At 76.2% G+C, this 14,663-nt stretch carries 12 protein-coding genes; 8 read left to right on the top strand and 4 right to left on the bottom strand.

What is annotated here, in order from left to right; genetic code table 11:
- Window positions 1-107: 107 nt before the first annotated feature.
- On the bottom strand, window positions 108-1,535 hold the full coding sequence (locus V2S66_RS21105; RefSeq protein WP_413966446.1) for an MFS transporter: 1,428 nt from the start codon (window positions 1,533-1,535) through the stop codon (window positions 108-110).
- Between the two features lie 470 nt (window positions 1,536-2,005).
- Here V2S66_RS21105 and V2S66_RS21100 point away from each other — a divergent pair, with 470 nt between their 5' ends.
- The 4 genes from V2S66_RS21100 to gap all read left to right on the top strand — a co-directional run bounded on the left by V2S66_RS21100 (window position 2,006) and on the right by gap (window position 5,306).
- Window positions 2,006-2,248, top strand: a complete 243-nt coding sequence (locus tag V2S66_RS21100) for a hypothetical protein (RefSeq protein ID WP_330797465.1) — start codon at window positions 2,006-2,008, stop codon at window positions 2,246-2,248.
- A 207-nt stretch (window positions 2,249-2,455) separates the two neighbouring features.
- Complete coding sequence (locus V2S66_RS21095) at window positions 2,456-3,166, top strand: DUF4232 domain-containing protein (protein ID WP_330797464.1); 711 nt, start codon at window positions 2,456-2,458, stop codon at window positions 3,164-3,166.
- Between the two features lie 54 nt (window positions 3,167-3,220).
- Window positions 3,221-4,177, top strand: a complete 957-nt coding sequence (locus V2S66_RS21090; protein ID WP_330797463.1) for a GlxA family transcriptional regulator — start codon at window positions 3,221-3,223, stop codon at window positions 4,175-4,177.
- 130 nt (window positions 4,178-4,307) lie between these two features.
- On the top strand, window positions 4,308-5,306 hold the full coding sequence (gene gap, locus V2S66_RS21085) for a type I glyceraldehyde-3-phosphate dehydrogenase (RefSeq protein WP_330797462.1): 999 nt from the start codon (window positions 4,308-4,310) through the stop codon (window positions 5,304-5,306).
- A gap of 66 nt (window positions 5,307-5,372) precedes the next feature.
- On the opposite strand, the gene V2S66_RS21080 is transcribed toward gap, so the two are convergent.
- From V2S66_RS21080 to V2S66_RS21070, 3 genes are all read right to left on the bottom strand, one after another.
- Window positions 5,373-6,221, bottom strand: coding sequence for a hypothetical protein (locus V2S66_RS21080; protein WP_330797461.1), 849 nt, complete (start codon window positions 6,219-6,221; stop codon window positions 5,373-5,375).
- Window positions 6,218-6,763, bottom strand: coding sequence for a SigE family RNA polymerase sigma factor (locus tag V2S66_RS21075; RefSeq protein ID WP_330797460.1), 546 nt, complete (start codon window positions 6,761-6,763; stop codon window positions 6,218-6,220). Before V2S66_RS21075 ends, V2S66_RS21080 begins: the two co-directional genes overlap by 4 nt.
- 124 nt (window positions 6,764-6,887) lie before the next feature.
- The gene (locus tag V2S66_RS21070) at window positions 6,888-7,313 is read right to left on the bottom strand and encodes a hypothetical protein (protein WP_330797459.1); all 426 of its coding nucleotides are present in this window, start codon (window positions 7,311-7,313) and stop codon (window positions 6,888-6,890) included.
- A 319-nt stretch (window positions 7,314-7,632) separates the two neighbouring features.
- On the opposite strand from V2S66_RS21070, the gene pspAA reads away from it, so the two are divergent.
- From pspAA to V2S66_RS21050, 4 genes are all read left to right on the top strand, one after another.
- Complete coding sequence (gene pspAA / locus V2S66_RS21065) at window positions 7,633-7,911, top strand: PspA-associated protein PspAA (RefSeq protein WP_330797458.1); 279 nt, start codon at window positions 7,633-7,635, stop codon at window positions 7,909-7,911.
- Between the two features lie 17 nt (window positions 7,912-7,928).
- The gene (htpX, locus tag V2S66_RS21060; protein ID WP_330797457.1) at window positions 7,929-8,837 is read left to right on the top strand and encodes a zinc metalloprotease HtpX; all 909 of its coding nucleotides are present in this window, start codon (window positions 7,929-7,931) and stop codon (window positions 8,835-8,837) included.
- Between the two features lie 241 nt (window positions 8,838-9,078).
- Entirely contained in the window at window positions 9,079-10,185 is a 1,107-nt protein-coding gene (locus V2S66_RS21055; protein WP_330797456.1) for a PP2C family protein-serine/threonine phosphatase, read from the top strand.
- 951 nt (window positions 10,186-11,136) lie between these two features.
- The gene (locus tag V2S66_RS21050) at window positions 11,137-14,589 is read left to right on the top strand and encodes a phosphodiester glycosidase family protein (RefSeq protein ID WP_330797455.1); all 3,453 of its coding nucleotides are present in this window, start codon (window positions 11,137-11,139) and stop codon (window positions 14,587-14,589) included.
- The last annotated feature ends 74 nt before the right edge of the window (window positions 14,590-14,663 follow it).

Here is a 14,663-nt window from a genome sequence, read left to right as displayed (position 1 = left end):
ATGTGCATGACAAGGCGACAAGGCCGCGAAGCCGCCGTGCCCGCCCGGCCGTCGGGACCCGGCCCTCACCGCGCGGCGCTCACCGCGCGGCCGTCACCGCGCGGCCCTCACCGCCGCCCCCGCAGTTTGATCCACAGATCGCGCGCCTGCCGGCCGGCCGCGGTGCGGCTGCGCGCCACCAGTCGGCGGGCCTGCCCCGGCGTCTCCACCATCGCGCGCGACCCGGACAGCGGCCGGCCCGCCGTCTCGTGCAGGAAGAGCGTGGAGACGAAGCCGACCAGCCCCGCCACCATGAGGTAGTACGCCGGGACCATGTCGTCGCCGGTCAGGTCCACCAGCGCGGACGCGAACAGCGGGGTGGTGCCGCCGAAGAGCGAGACCGAGATGTTGAACGCGATCGACAGCGCGCCGTACCGGATGCGGGTCGGGAAGAGGGCCGGCAGCGTGGCCGCCGACGTGCCCGCGAAGGTGACGAGCAGCAGGCCGAGGATCGCGCAGCCGACCGCGGGCAGCGCGATGCCGCCCTGCCGGATCAGCAGGAACGCCGGCACCGACAAGGCGATCAGCGCGATGCTGCCGGACATGAAGACCGGCCGCCGCCCCCAGCGGTCGGAGGTGCGGCCCACCAGGGTGATGGTCAGCACCACCAGCAGCATGGTGGCGAGCACCAGCACCTGCGCGGTGGTGTCGCCGAAGTCGAGCGTGGAGGTCATGTACGTCGGGAGGTACGACGTCACCATGTAGTTGGTGACGTTGTAGAGCAGCACCAGCCCCATGCAGATCAGGATCGCCTGCCAGTGGCCGGTGAAGATCTCCTTCAGCCGCCCGCCGCCGGACTGCCGCGCCTCCTCCACCGGCCCGCCGCCGGCCTCCGCCCTGGCCGCCTGCGCCACCTCGTCCTTGAAGGCGGGCGTGTCCTCCAGCTTCAGCCGCATGTACAGGCCGATCACCCCGAGCGGCCCGGCGACGAGGAACGGGATCCGCCACGCCCAGCGCTCCAGCCCGTCCGCGCCCGTGGTCAGGGTCAGCACGGTGACCAGGCCGGAGCCCAGCGAGTAGCCGACGAAGGTGCCGAAGTCGAGCCAGCTGCCGAGGAATCCGCGCCGCCGGTCGGGCGCGTACTCGGCGATGTACGTGGTCGCGCCGGCGTACTCGCCGCCGGTGGAGAACCCCTGCACCAGCCGGCACAGCAGCAGGAGCAGCGGCGCGAGCAGGCCGACCGCCGCGTACGTCGGCAGAAGGCCGACCGCCAGCGTGCTCGCGGCCATCATGATCATGGTGACCGCGAGCACCTTCTGGCGGCCGATCCGGTCGCCGAGGGGACCGAAGACGAGGCCGCCGAGCGGGCGCACCAGGAAAGCGGCCGCGAAGGTGGCGAACGTCGACACCACCTGGGTGCTGGACGACCCGGAGGGGAAGAAGACCTTGCCCAGGGTGCCCGCCAGGTAGGCGTAGACGCCGAAGTCGAACCACTCCATCGTGTTGCCGAGCGCGGCGGCGCCGACCGCGAGCCGTACCTTCGGCAGGTCGGCCACCGCGACGTCCCCGGGGCCGAGGGAGCGTTTCCTGCGGCGCAGCAGCGTGCGGTAGAGCCGGTCGACGCGCTCGCCCGACCGCTTCTCCCGTGCGGGCGGCCGCGGCGGCTCCGGCGACTGCCCTGACGGAGCCGGCCGGCCCGACGGAGGGCTCTGCGGGTCCTGCCCGCGCGCCCGCGCCCGGTGCCGGTGCCGGTGCCATCGGGGCCCGTCTGGTCGCCGCCGGTGCGCGTCGATGCCTCGGTCCTCCTCCGTCGCCGGCCCGGTGCGGGGCGCCCCGCACCGGGTCCGCGGCTCTGCGCGGTCGGCTCCTTCCTATCCGGCCGTCCGCCGCGAGGGCCCCAGGCACCACCGCCGTTCACCCGGGAGAGGCGTCGGGATGCCGCCCGGCGGCCGCTGCCTGCACCCGCGGTTTGCGGGCAGGCGGACCCGCAGGAACAGCGCGCGACGCGAGCGGAAGAGGTGGACGGGTGAGCGGCGTACGGGTGACGACCACCGCCGAGGTGGCCATGGAGCTGGGCACGTACGACCCGGAGCGGCGGGAGGAGATCCACGCCGCGCTCGACCGGCTGGCGGACGCCTCCGCGCTCGGGGTGGGCACGCCGGACGGCGTCGGCCTGCGGGCGGAGGTGCTGCCGGGGATGTTCGCGCACTGGGTGCTGCTGGAGCCGCCGCGGCTGGCCGTCGTGTGGCAGGTCGTGGTCGCCGGCTGACGGAAGGCCGCCGCGCCGTACGCCGGCCGCCGGCCGTTCGCCGTACTCCTCGCGGCAACGGGCGCGTTCCGTGCGTCACGGCACGTCGACCCGCATGTCACAGGCGTGTCCGGGTGCCGTAGGCCCGCAACTGCCCTGGCCGAGGGGGTGTCTGGAAGGACGGAAGGCGCGCCCGGCACGGCGGCCGCCGGCTCATGAGGAGAGAAGATGCGCGTTCGGAAGATCTCGGCAGTCGCCCTCGTCGCAGTGGCAGCGGGCCTCTCGCTGAGCGCCTGCGGCAGCAGCGGCGGCACCAAGGCCGCGGCCCCGAACAGCTCCGCGTCCACGGCGGCCGCGCAGGCCGACGGCGGCGCGGGCTCCTCCGGCGGCACGGCGGCCCCGCAGGGCAGCCCCTCCGTGGACGGCCAGGCGCTCGCGTCGGCCGGCGGCGCCACCGACGGGTCCGGCTCGACGACCGGCGCCACGAACGGCGCCACGAACGGCGCCACGAACGGCTCGGGGAGCGCCGCCCAGGCCGCCGCGGGCGGCAGCGGTTGCCGGACCGCGCACCTGTCCTTCAGCACCTCGCACGGGATGGGCGAGGGCGAGCTGCTGATCGACCTCACCAACACCGGCGCCGCCGCCTGCACCCTGCACGGCTTCCCCGGGGTGGACCTCAAGGGCCGCGACGGCACGGTCAGCGCGGCGCGCAGCACGATCGCCGCCCCCGACGTCACCCTGCGGCCCGGTCAGGCGACCCGCTTCACCCTGCACGTCCCGCCGAACACCAGCGGCGGCAGCGGCGTGACCTTCACCAGCCTGATCGTCACCCCGCCGAACGAGACGCACTCCCACACCATCGCGCTCGTCGTCAACGTCGCGGCGAGCAACAGCCCCACCTCCGGGCTGGTCGTCGACCCGGTCGGCGCGGGCAAGTAGCCCCCGGCGGGTGGCGGACCGACCGGGCGGCGCGGCCGCGCATAGCCTGTCCCCGTGTCCGCCTCCCGCCTGCACCGCGTCGCCGTCCTGGTGCTCGGCGGCGCGAAACCGCTCGACGTCGGCATCCCCGCGCAGGTGTTCTCGACCCGGGCGAGCATGCCGTACGAGGTGCGGGTGTGCGGCGCCGCGCCGGGCCTGGTCACCGGCGGCGACGGCCTGTCGTACCACGTCGCGCACGGCCTGGACGCGCTCGCGTGGGCCGACATCGTCTTCATCCCCGGCTACCGGTTCCCCGACCGCGACCAGCCGCCGGCCGCCGTCCTCGACGCGCTGACCGCCGCCCACGCCCGCGGCGCGCGGCTGGCCGCCATCTCCACCGGCGCCTTCGCGCTCGCCGCCACCGGCCTGCTCGACGGCCGGCGGGCCACCACCCACTGGCACTACACCCGGCAGCTCGCCGCCCGGCACCCCCTCGTGCGGGTCGACGAGAACGTGCTCTTCGTCGACGAGGGCAGCGTGCTGACCTCGGCCGGCGCCGCGTCCGGCATCGACCTGTGCCTGCACGTGCTGCGCGCCGACCTCGGTGTGGCGGCCTCCAACCACGCGGCCCGGCGGCTGGTCGCGGCGCCCTACCGCAGCGGCGGCCAGGCGCAGTTCGTGCCGCGCAGCGTGCCGGAGCCGATCGGCGAGCGGTTCGCCGCGACCCGCGAATGGGCGCTGCACCGGCTCGACCAGCCCCTCACCCTCGCGGCGCTCGCCCGGCACGCGGCGGTGTCGGCGCGCACCTTCTCGCGGCGCTTCGTCGAGGACACCGGCTACACGCCGATGCAGTGGGTGATGCGGGCCCGCATCGACCTCGCCCGTGAGCTGCTCGAACGGTCGGGGCGCGGCGTCGAGCAGATCGCCGCCGACACCGGGCTCGGCACCGGCGCCAACCTGCGGCAGCACTTCCAGCAGATCCTCGGCACCACGCCGACCGAGTACCGGCGGACCTTCACCCGGGGCGAGTAGCGCCCGAGCGCGCAGGTGCCGTGGTCAGGTGGCGTGATCCTTGCGGACCGAGGCGCTCCCGCCGCTGTCACCGGCCGATCCGGCGCGCGAGCCTGGAAGGGCGAAAGGACAAGGAAGGGACACCTACGCCATGACTCGCATCGCCATCAACGGATTCGGCCGCATCGGACGCAACGTGCTGCGCGCGCTGCTCGAACGCGACACCGACCTCGAGGTCGTCGCCGTCAACGACCTCACCGAACCGACCGCCCTCGCCCGCCTGCTCGCCTTCGACTCGACCGCCGGCCGGCTCGGCCGCCCGGTGACCGTCGAGGGCAGCGACCTGGTCGTCGACGGCCACCGCATCGCCGTGCTCGCCGAGCGCGACCCCGCCGCCCTGCCGTGGGCCGACCTCGGCGTCGACCTGGCGCTGGAGTCGACCGGCCGCTTCACCTCGGCCGAGGCCGCCCGCGCGCACCTCACCGCGGGCGCCAGGAAGGTGCTGGTCAGCGCGCCGTCGCAGGGCGCCGACGTCACCCTCGCCTTCGGCGTCAACACCGACGCGTACGACCCGGCGGCGCACACCGTCGTCTCGAACGCCTCCTGCACCACCAACGCGCTCGCGCCGCTGGCCGCGGTCCTCGACGGGCTGGCCGGCATCGAGCACGGCTTCATGACCACGGTGCACGCCTACACGCAGGAGCAGAACCTGCAGGACGGCCCGCACCGCGACCCGCGCCGCGCCCGCGCCGCCGGGGTCAACATCGTGCCGACCACCACCGGCGCCGCCAAGGCGATCGGCCTGGTGCTGCCGCAGCTGGAGGGCAGGCTGTCCGGGGACTCGATCCGGGTGCCGGTCCCGGTGGGCTCGATCGTCGAGCTGAACACGACCGTCGCCCGCGACGTGACCCGCGACGAGGTGCTCGCCGCCTACCGCACCGCCGCCGACGGCCCGCTCGCCGGCATCCTGGAGTTCTCGGACGACCCGCTGGTCTCGTCCGACATCACCGGCAACCCGGCCTCCGCGATCTTCGACTCGGCGCTCACCCGGGTGGACGGCCGCCACATCAAGGTCGTCGCCTGGTACGACAACGAGTGGGGCTTCTCGAACCGCGTGGTCGACACCCTCGGGCTGCTCGCCGCCGGCTGAGCCGGGCCGGGTGGGGCACCGGCAGCCGGCGGGCCGGACCCGGTGTCCGGGTCCGGCCCGCCGCCGTCACGCCGTGCAGTGCACGGTGACCTTCCCCGCGCCGTCGACGCCGACCGTGAAGGGCGCGCCGCCGTCGAGGGCGAGGGTCCAGCCGTGCACCACGGTGCCGGACGCCGGGGCGTGCGCGAGCCAGAGCCGCGGACGCGGGCGCCCGCAGTCCACCGGCGCGTGCCCGGCGCCGACCATCGCCCCGTAGCGGGCGGCGACCGCCGGGTCGCCGCCGTGCGCGTACGGCACGCCGCAGGTGACGCCGGTGATCCGCCCCGAGTCGTCGAAGGCGACGGCCACCCTGCGGTGCAGGGAGGACGTGCCGCGGTAGAGCAGCACGTCGTCGGGCGAGTCGACGACCACACCGTCCGGCCGCGTGCCGCAGGTGACGCCGCTGCCGTCGGTCCCCCAGACCTGCTGGTAGCTGTGCGCGTCGGCGAAGAGCGACATCACCTCCGGCAGGTCGACCCGCCGTGTCGTGTCCTGGCTCCGGGACATCGCCGCGGCGGTGAACAGGCGCAGCAGCGCGGTGTCCTGGTCCACCGACCCGGCGCCGGGCGGCGGCAGGCTCCCGTCGACGGCGGTCGGCGACGGTGAGACGGCCGCCCCCGTCGCCGGCGGCACCGGTGCCGGTCCCGGCTGCCCGCCGCCGCCGGCCGTCAGGAGCAGCACCGCGGCGGTGGCGGCCGCGGCGAGCGTGACCACCCCGGCGGCCAGCCGCCGGGAGCCGCGCGAGCGCGCCCGCACCATCGACCGCGGGTCGAACGCGGGCGGGCGCTCCCGGTCGGCGAACTCCCCCATCGCGGCGACGAGTTCCTCCTCGAACGCCGACGTCCCGCCCGGCTCGCTCCGGTTGCCCGTGTTCATCGGTCACCTCCCTGGGGCGACCGGACGGCTCCGTCCCGCACCGCCGCTCGCAACTTGGCCAGTCCGCGGGCGACCTGCGACCGCACGGCGCTCTCGGAGATCCCGAGCGCCGCGGCGATCTCCGCGTCGGGCAGGTCGTCGAAGTAGCGCAGCACCACCGCCGTGCGCATGCCGGCCGGCAGCGTCCGCAGCGCCTGGACCAGCGCGTCCCGCAGCACCACCTGCCGGTACGGATCGGGCGGCAGGTCCGCGCCGCCCCCGCCCTCCCGGCGGCCGCCGTTCTCCGGCTCCAGCGGCACCTCGCGGTGGCGGCGGCGCCGGCCGCCGTCGTGCACGAGGTTCACCAGGATCCTGCGGGCGTACGCCTCGGGTGCGTCGGCCCTGCTGACGGTCCGCCAGTGCCGGCAGCACCGTTCCAGCGTGGACTGCACCAGGTCCTCCGCCGCCTCCCGCTCCCCCGTCAGGAGCACCGCCGTGCGGAACAGGGCCCCCGATCTCGCGGACACGAACGCGCTGAAGTCCGCTACGTCATCGGCGCGCATCCCACCTCCCCCGTCGTCGTCGCCATGCTGTTGACAACAATCCAGACGGAGGGCGTGCGGGGGTTGCTGCACGGCCGGTCGGCCGTGACCCACTCGTGACCACGTGCCGTGCGGCGTCCGGCGGTTACCCGGGGACGGGCGGGGCGGGCGGCGCGGCTCCCGCGTCCGCCTGGCGGCAGGGCGCGGACCAGCCGGCGTCCTCCTCCGACTCCGACCGGTCGTCCGACCAGTCGCCGTCGCGGCCGAAGCCGCACTGGGCGAGCATCCGGTCCAGGTCCGCCGCGGGGAACCGGTCGCCGGGCGTCCGCGGGGACACGGTGACCACCAGCGCGTCGACCTCGCCGCGGTCGGGGTGGTCGTCGAGGCACCGCACGTTCAGATGCCAGCGGTCGCCGTCGCGGGGGCCGCCGCCCCGGACCGCGTGCGCGCGGTACGGCGCGTCGGTGCGCACGGGCGCGCCGTCCCCGTCCCCGTCGGCCGCCCGCGTCCCGCCCCCGGCCTCCGGCTCGATCCCCGGCTCGATCTCCGGCTGGGTCTCCGTCTCCGCCACGACCGCCTCCTCCTGGTACCGGCGTGACGGCTTCTGCCCGCCTTCCGCGGGTTCATCCGGGCGGGCGCCTGACCCCAGGGTCCCCGCAGGGCGCGGCGGGCAGGCGGGGCGCCGGGCGGCGGAGCCGCCACCCCAGCCGCGCCCGTCGCCCGGCGTGCCCGACGCGTCACGCGGGGCACCCGGCGGGCGCAGACCGGCTGACCGGGCGCGATGGTGGGAAAGTGGAGGTGAGGGCGGAGCAGCAGGAGGTGAGGCGGCACCGGAGCGGGACGGCCGGCGGGGGCCCGGGGGAACCACGCGCGAAGGGACGTGACACGGCATGATCGTCCGCATTCTCGGCGAGGGCCAGTGGCAGGTCGACGACGAGCACCTCCAGGAGCTGAACGTCCTGGACGGCTGGCTGGAGCAGGCCGTCGAGGACGGCGACGGGACCGCCTTCGCACACGCCCTGACCGCCCTGCTGTACTCCGTGCGCGACCTGGGCACGCGGCTGCCGGCCGAGCGGATCGTCCCCTCGGAGCTGATCCTGCCCGACGCCGACGCCACCATGGAAAGGGTCAGGGAGCTGCTCGCCGGCGACGGCCTGATCCCGGGGTGAAGAGGAGGTGAACCGCCATGCACAGCCGTTTCGCCGCTGACCGGAAGCTGACGGTCCGGATGGTGACCGTGATCTTCCTGCTGGGACTGGTGTACGTGGCGTTCGTCGCCGTGCTGGTCGCCCTGCTGAAGTCCGTCGTGGTGGTGGTCCTGGTGGCGGCGGGCCTGCTCGCGGTCCAGTACTGGTTCTCCGACAAGATCGCCCTGTTCGCCATGCACGCGAAAGCGGTCACGCCCGAGGAGCAGCCGCAGCTGCACGGGACGGTGGACCGGCTGTGCGCGCTGGCCGACATGCCCAAGCCGCGGGTGGCCATCTCCGAGATGGACATGCCGAACGCCTTCGCCACCGGCCGCAACGCCGACCACGCCGTGCTGTGCGTGACCACGGGCCTGCTGCGCCGCCTGGAACCCGCCGAACTGGAGGGCGTGCTCGCACACGAGCTGTCCCACGTGGCGCACAAGGACGTCGCGGTCATCACGATCGCCTCGTTCCTCGGGGTGCTCGCCGGGCTGCTGGTGCGCTTCGCCTTCTACTCCGAGCTGTTCGGCGGCCGGGACCGGCGCGACGACCAGAACACCGCGGCGCTGCTCGCCTCCGTGCTGGCCGTCTCCGCGCTCGTGTACGCGCTCAGCTTCCTGCTGATCAGGGCGCTGTCGCGGTACCGCGAGCTGGCCGCCGACCGGTCGGCCGCCCAGCTCACCGGCCGGCCCTCCGACCTGGCGTCCGCGCTGGTCAAGGTCAGCGGCGGGGTCGCCCGCATCCCCACCGAGGACCTGCGCACCGCCCAGTCGTTCAACGCCTTCTTCTTCACCCCGGCGTTCAAGGAGGGCACGGTGGGCGCGACCCTGTTCTCCACCCACCCGAGCCTGGAGCGGCGGCTGGAGGCGCTCGCCGAGATCTCCGCCGAGCTGGACCGGCGCGGCTGACCGGCGGCCGGCCGCGGCCGCCGACCGCGGCCGCCGGCCGCGGGGTTCGGCCGTCGCCGTGGCCGTCCCGCGCAGGCCGCGCCGCCACCGCGCCCGGGGCGGAGGCCCGCCCGCGCACGACGGGCGGGCTGCGACCGCCGTGAACGGGAGTAGCCGAGGCCCGGCGGGGCAGGCATGGTGCATGCGTGTCCGACGCATGTCGGGGGGCCGTCTCCTGGCGCAGCCGCTGAGCCGGGGGCTCGTGGCGATCCCGTTCGCACTCATCGTGGCGATCACCGCGGTGGACCTGTCGCTGCCCGACGACGTCCACCTCGGCCCGCTGCTGGTCATCGCCCCCGCCCTGACGGCCTCCATCGCCGGCCCGCGGATGACCGCGCTGGCCGGGGCCGGGGCGGTGGTGGCGCAGCTGCTCATCGGCGTCTACCACGGCGGTCTGGGCACGCCCAACCACATGGCGCAGGTCATCGCGCTGGCGGTGCTGTCCACGCTGGTGGTCCTGGTGTCGCTGATCAAGGAGCGGCGGCACCGGGAGCTGAGCCGGGCACGGTCGGTGGCCGAGGCGGCGCAGCGCGTGCTGCTGCGGCCGCCGCCCCGCCGGATCGGCGCGCTGCGGGTGTCGTGGCTCTACCTGGCCTCGGAGGACGAGGCGAAGATCGGCGGCGACCTCTTCGCCGTCGCACGCGCCGCGAAGCCGGCCACCCGGGTGATCATCGGCGACGTCCGGGGGAAGGGTCTGGGCGCCATCGGCGAGGCGTCGGTGGTGCTGGGCGCGTTCCGCGAGGGCGCGCACCGCTACGACGGCCTGCCCGAGCTGGTGTCCGTCATGGAGGACAGCCTCAGCCGGAATCTGGAGGAGGTCGGCGGCGCCGACCGCGGTGAGCACTTCGTCACCGCCCTCGTGCTCGACCTGCCGGACGGCGACGGCCCGGCCGAGATGATCGACTGCGGCCACCCCCCTCCGCTGCTGCTGCACGAGCAGGGCACCGCCGTCCTGCCCTCCCGCCACTACGAGCCGCCGCTCGGCCTGGGCGAGCTGGCCCTCGCGGGCCGCAGGGCCGGCCCCTTCGCCTTCGTCCCCGGCGACATGCTCGTGCTCTGCACCGACGGCGTCATCGAGGCCCGGTCACCGGCCGGGACCTTCTATCCGCTGGCCGAACGCGTCGCCGGCTTCCCCGCGACGAGCCCCGAGGTGCTGCTGCGGCACATCCACCGCGACCTGCTCGACCACATCGGCGGCGAACCGGCCGACGACGCCGCCGTGCTGGTGATCGAGCGGCTGAGCGCCGACGGATCGCCGGCCGGCCGCCGCACCGGCGCGAAACGCCGGGCGCACCCGTCGGACCCCTGACATCCGCGCGCACCCGCGCGCCGCACCGCCCCACCCGCCCGCCCCCGGACCGGGCCCACCCGGACGACCCGCATCCGTGCCCGTCCGCATGCGCCGTACAGCGCCACCCGGCGCTGGGCACGGGCGCACCCCCATCCGGCGCGGCCCAGGAGGGCCGCCCCCGGACCGGGCCCGCCCGGACAACCCGCATCCGTGCACGTCCGCACGCGCCGCACCGCGCCCGCCGGTCCGCGCCACCCGGCGCTGGGCACGGGCCCGCCCCCATCCGGCGCGGCCCAGGAGGGCCGCCCCCGGACCGGGCCCGCCCGGACAACCCGCATCCGTGCACGTCCGCACGCGCCGCACCGCGCCCGCCGGTCCGCGCCACCCGGCGCTGGGCACGGGCGCACCCCCATCCGGCGCGGCCCAGGAGGGCCGCCCCCGGACCGGGCCGGCTCGGAGGACCCGCACATCCGCCCACGTCCGCACGCACCGCACCAGGACGTCCGGGCACCGCGCCACCCGCCCGCCCCCGGACCGGGCTCGCCCGGACAACCCGCATCCGCACGCGCCGTACAGCGCCCGCCGGTCCGCGCCACCCGGCGCTGGGCACGGGCGCACCCCCATCCGGCGCGGCCCAGGAGGGCCGCCCCCGGACCGGGCCCACCCGGACAACCCGTATCCGTGCGCGTCCGTGCGCGTCCGCGCGCGTCCGCGCACACCGCACGGCGCCGCCCGCCCGCAGGGCAGGGGCCGTCCCCGGAGGAGGCCCGCCCGGACGACCCGCACATCCGTGCGCGTCCGCGCACACCGCACGGCGCCGCCCGCAGGGCGGGCCCCGCGCGCGTCTGAGGCAGCCCGGGAAGAGCGTCCCCGGAGGGGACTCCTCGGGGGAGCTGACATCCGCGCTCACCTCGCGGTTCAACTGGCCGTAGGGTGGCGGCCCTCGGACACGGCCTAGCCTGCTGCGTCATGGACAACGAGAGCAGTGGCACAGGGCAGATGACGCGGCGCGGGCTGATCGTCGGCGCGGTGGCCGCCGGGCTCGCCGCGACCGGGGGCGTCGCGGTCGCCGCCGAGGGGCGGGCGCCGGCGCCGGGCGCCGCGGGAGCGCTCCCGCCGGGGGACCCCGCGGCGGGAGCGGCGCCCGCGTACCGGCTGACCGTCCCGGGGGAGTCGGTGCAGAGCGACCGGGTGGACACGCCCGTGGCGCCCGGCATCACGCTCACCTCCTTCGACGTCTTCGGCCGCACCGGATGGCTGCGGGCGCACGTCCTCAACGCCGACCTGGGCGAGCGGTCCGTCGAGGTGGACCTGATCGCGGACCGGGTCAGCCAGGCGCGCCCGCTGACGCAGGCGGCGAGCGCGCAGCACGCGGTCGCCGCGGTCAACGGCGACTACTTCGACATCACCGAGACCTTCGCGGCCGAGGGCCCGGAGATCCAGGGCGGCCGGGTGCGCAAGGGCACCGCCCAGCCGTCGACCGTCGCGGCCGTCGGCGCCGACCGGATCGCCCGGCTCGCCGACCTGGTGATCACCGGCACGGTAACGGTGGCCGGGGTGCCGCGCCCGCTGGCCGCGGTCAACTCCCCGTCCGCTCCGGCCGACGGGATCAGCGTGTTCACCCCGCTGTGGGGGCCCGGCGACCGCACCCTGATCCAGGACCCCGGCCCGTACACCGAACTCGTGGTGTCCGGCGGTGTCGTCACCTCGGTCGGCGGGCGGATCACCGCCACGCCGGTGCCGGACGACGGACTGGTCGTGCTGGGCCGCGGCGCGGCCGCCGGCCTGCTCGCCACCGCCCGCCCGGGGGACCGGGTGAGCGTCGCCTTCGCCCCGCACAGCGACGCGCCGGCCGCCCTGCGGATGGCGCTCGGCAGCGGATCGGTGCTGGTCAGGGACGGCGCGGCGATCGACTTCCCGCCCAGCACCGGCAACGACGCGCCCAAGCCGCGCACCGCGATCGGCTGGCCGGCCGGCGGCCGGCGGCTGCTGCTCGTGGCGGTCGACGGGTCGGCGAACTTCTCCCCCGGCCTCGGCTTCGACGACATGGCCGCGCTAATGGTGCGGCTGGGCGCGGCCGACGCGTTCATGCTCGACGGCGGCGGCTCCACCGAGCTGGTCGCCCGCCGGCCGGGCGACACCGCGGCCGGCGTCGTCAACACGCCGTCGGACGGCGGCGAGCGGCCGGTGCCCGACGGCGTCGGCCTGTTCGCCCGCGAGGGCTCGGGGCGGCTGCACGGCCTCGACGTCCGCCCGCAGGCCGACCGGGTGGTCCCCGGCCTGACCGTCGACGTGCGGGTCGCCGGCTACGACGAGAGCTGGGGCCCTGCGGCGGTGGACGGCCGGCCGGTGGAGTGGAGCGCGGACCCGGGCTCGCTCGGCCGCGCCGAGCACGGCGTGTTCCGCGCCGGGCGGCCGGGCGCGGGGGTGCTGCGCGCCCGGTCCGGCTCCGCGCGCGGCGAGCACGGGCTGCGCGTCCTGGGCGACCTGCACCGGCTGGCGTTCACCCAGCGCGCGGTCACCATCGACCCGGGCGCGGCGGTGGAGGTCCGGCTCACCGGGACCGACGCGGACGGCTTCGACGCCCCGGTCGCGCCGCGCGACGTGACCCTCGACTACGACCGCACGGTGCTCACGGTGACCGCGGCCGCCGACGGCGGCTTCACCGTCACCGGCGCCGCGGACGCCGGCGGCAGGTCGGCGACGGTCACCGCCACGGTCCAGGGCGTGCGGGCGAGGCTGCCGGTCTCGGTGGGCCTGGTGGACGTCGCCTTGGCCGAGTTCGAGCCGGGCGAGAGCTGGACGGCGACCGCGGCGCGCGGCGCCGCGTCCGTCGCCCTGGTCGCGGCCCCCGACCGGCCGGGGGCCGCCGCCGGCAACCACGCCCTGCGGCTGACCTACGACTTCACCGGGCAATCCGGCACCTCGGCGGCGTACGCGGTGGCCGGCGGCGGACCGATCACGCTGCCCGCGGGCACGAAGAAGCTCGCGCTGTGGGTCAACGGCGACGGCCGCGGCCACTGGCTGCGCGCGATGGTGTACTCCCAGGGCACCACCAACGTGCCCTTCACCTTCGCCACCACCGTCGACTGGACCGGCTGGCGGCGGGTCGTCGGCGACCTCCCGGCCGGCTTCTCCGAGCCGGTCACGCTGCTGCGGCTGTACCTCGCGGAGACCTCGCAGACCGCGAAGGACGCCGGGCAGCTGGACTTCGACGGCCTCGCGGCGCAGGTCGGCCGGCAGCCGGACGTCTCGGAGCCGCCGCAGCCCGACCCCTACGTGGTGGAGCAGGGCGCGCTGCCCGACCGCAGGTGGACCTTCGCGGTCCTCTCCGACCTGCACGTCAGCGCGGCCACCGGGCTCGACTCCTTCTCCGGGCGGCAGGCCGGCACCGCGCTGGACCAGGTGGTGGCGAGCCGGCCGGACTTCATCCTGGTCAACGGCGACTTCGTGGACAACAACAACCCCGCCGACTTCGAGCTGGCCCTCGGGCTGCTGCGCGACCACGTACCGGACGACCTGCCCGTCCACTGGACGCCCGGCAACCACGAGGCGGGCCTGGCGGCGACCGGCGGCCTCGACGCGTTCCTCGCGCTGACCGGCCGGCCCAACCGGCAGGTGCTGGACCACAAGGGCACCCGCTTCATCCTGCTGGACTCCCACACCGGCGACATGCGCACCTCCGACTGGGACCAGGTGCCGCTGCTCCAGGCGGAGCTGGCGAAGGCCGCGAAGGACCGCTCGGTGACGAGCGTGGTGGTCTCCTTCCACCACCCGCTGCAGGACCCGTCGGGGGCCGGCGCGTCCCAGCTCTCCGACCCGTTGCAGGCCGGGCTCTTCAAGCGGTGGCTCGCGGACTTCAGGGAGGTCTCGGGCAAGCCGATCGCGCTGTTCACCGGCCACGCGCACACCGCGTCGGTCAGCCGCGCCGACGGCGTGCTGGAGGTCACCACCCCCGCCGTCGGCAAGACCCCGTACAGCTCGCCCGACCAGGGCGGCTTCTTCGGCTGGATGCACGTCGCCGTGGACCCCCGGCCGGCCCGCGTGCACGCCGGGCAGCCGAGCCCGCAGACCCGCGACTGGCTGCGGGCGGAGAGCCGCCCGCTGATCGACGGGATCGAGCTGGCGGCGCCCGCGCGGCTCGCGGTGGGTGACGCGGCGCCGGTCGCCGCGACCGGCGTCACCAGCGAGTTCGGGCTGCGCTTCCCGCTGCGGTTCCCGGCCACCGTCGTGTGGAGCGGCGGCGACGGGCTCGTCGTCGCGGCCTCGCCGGCCGAGGTGCGGGCGGCGCGGCGGCGGTCGCGGACCCGGGCGGTGCTCGACCTGACGTCCGCGACGCTGACCGCGGTGCGGGCCGGGCAGGTCGAACTGACCGTCGCCTCCGGCGGCCTGACCGCCTCCGCGGCGGTCACGCTGGGCTAGGGCCCGTCCCCGGGGTCGCCGCGGCACGTACGAGGGCCCCGACCGCGTCCGGCGGCCGGGGGCCCTGCGGGGTG

The sequence above is a fragment of the Actinacidiphila polyblastidii genome, assembly GCF_036353415.1.
GTDB classification, from domain to species: Bacteria; Actinomycetota; Actinomycetes; order Streptomycetales; family Streptomycetaceae; genus Actinacidiphila; species Actinacidiphila polyblastidii.
Note: the sequence above shows the minus strand (reverse complement) of the source record. Positions and strands in the feature narration are given on the sequence as shown.

Bases quoted from the DNA above. Each gene is read 5' to 3' on its own strand.
- pspAA (WP_330797458.1), top strand. From the start codon at position 7,633: ATGATCGTCCGCATTCTCGGCGAGGGCCAGTGGCAGGTCGACGACGAG.
- htpX (WP_330797457.1), top strand. From the start codon at position 7,929: ATGCACAGCCGTTTCGCCGCTGACCGGAAGCTGACGGTCCGGATGGTG.
- V2S66_RS21080 (WP_330797461.1), bottom strand. From the start codon at position 6,221: ATGAACACGGGCAACCGGAGCGAGCCGGGCGGGACGTCGGCGTTCGAG.
- V2S66_RS21075 (WP_330797460.1), bottom strand. From the start codon at position 6,763: ATGCGCGCCGATGACGTAGCGGACTTCAGCGCGTTCGTGTCCGCGAGA.
- gap (WP_330797462.1), top strand. From the start codon at position 4,308: ATGACTCGCATCGCCATCAACGGATTCGGCCGCATCGGACGCAACGTG.
- V2S66_RS21095 (WP_330797464.1), top strand. From the start codon at position 2,456: ATGCGCGTTCGGAAGATCTCGGCAGTCGCCCTCGTCGCAGTGGCAGCG.
- V2S66_RS21050 (WP_330797455.1), top strand. From the start codon at position 11,137: ATGGACAACGAGAGCAGTGGCACAGGGCAGATGACGCGGCGCGGGCTG.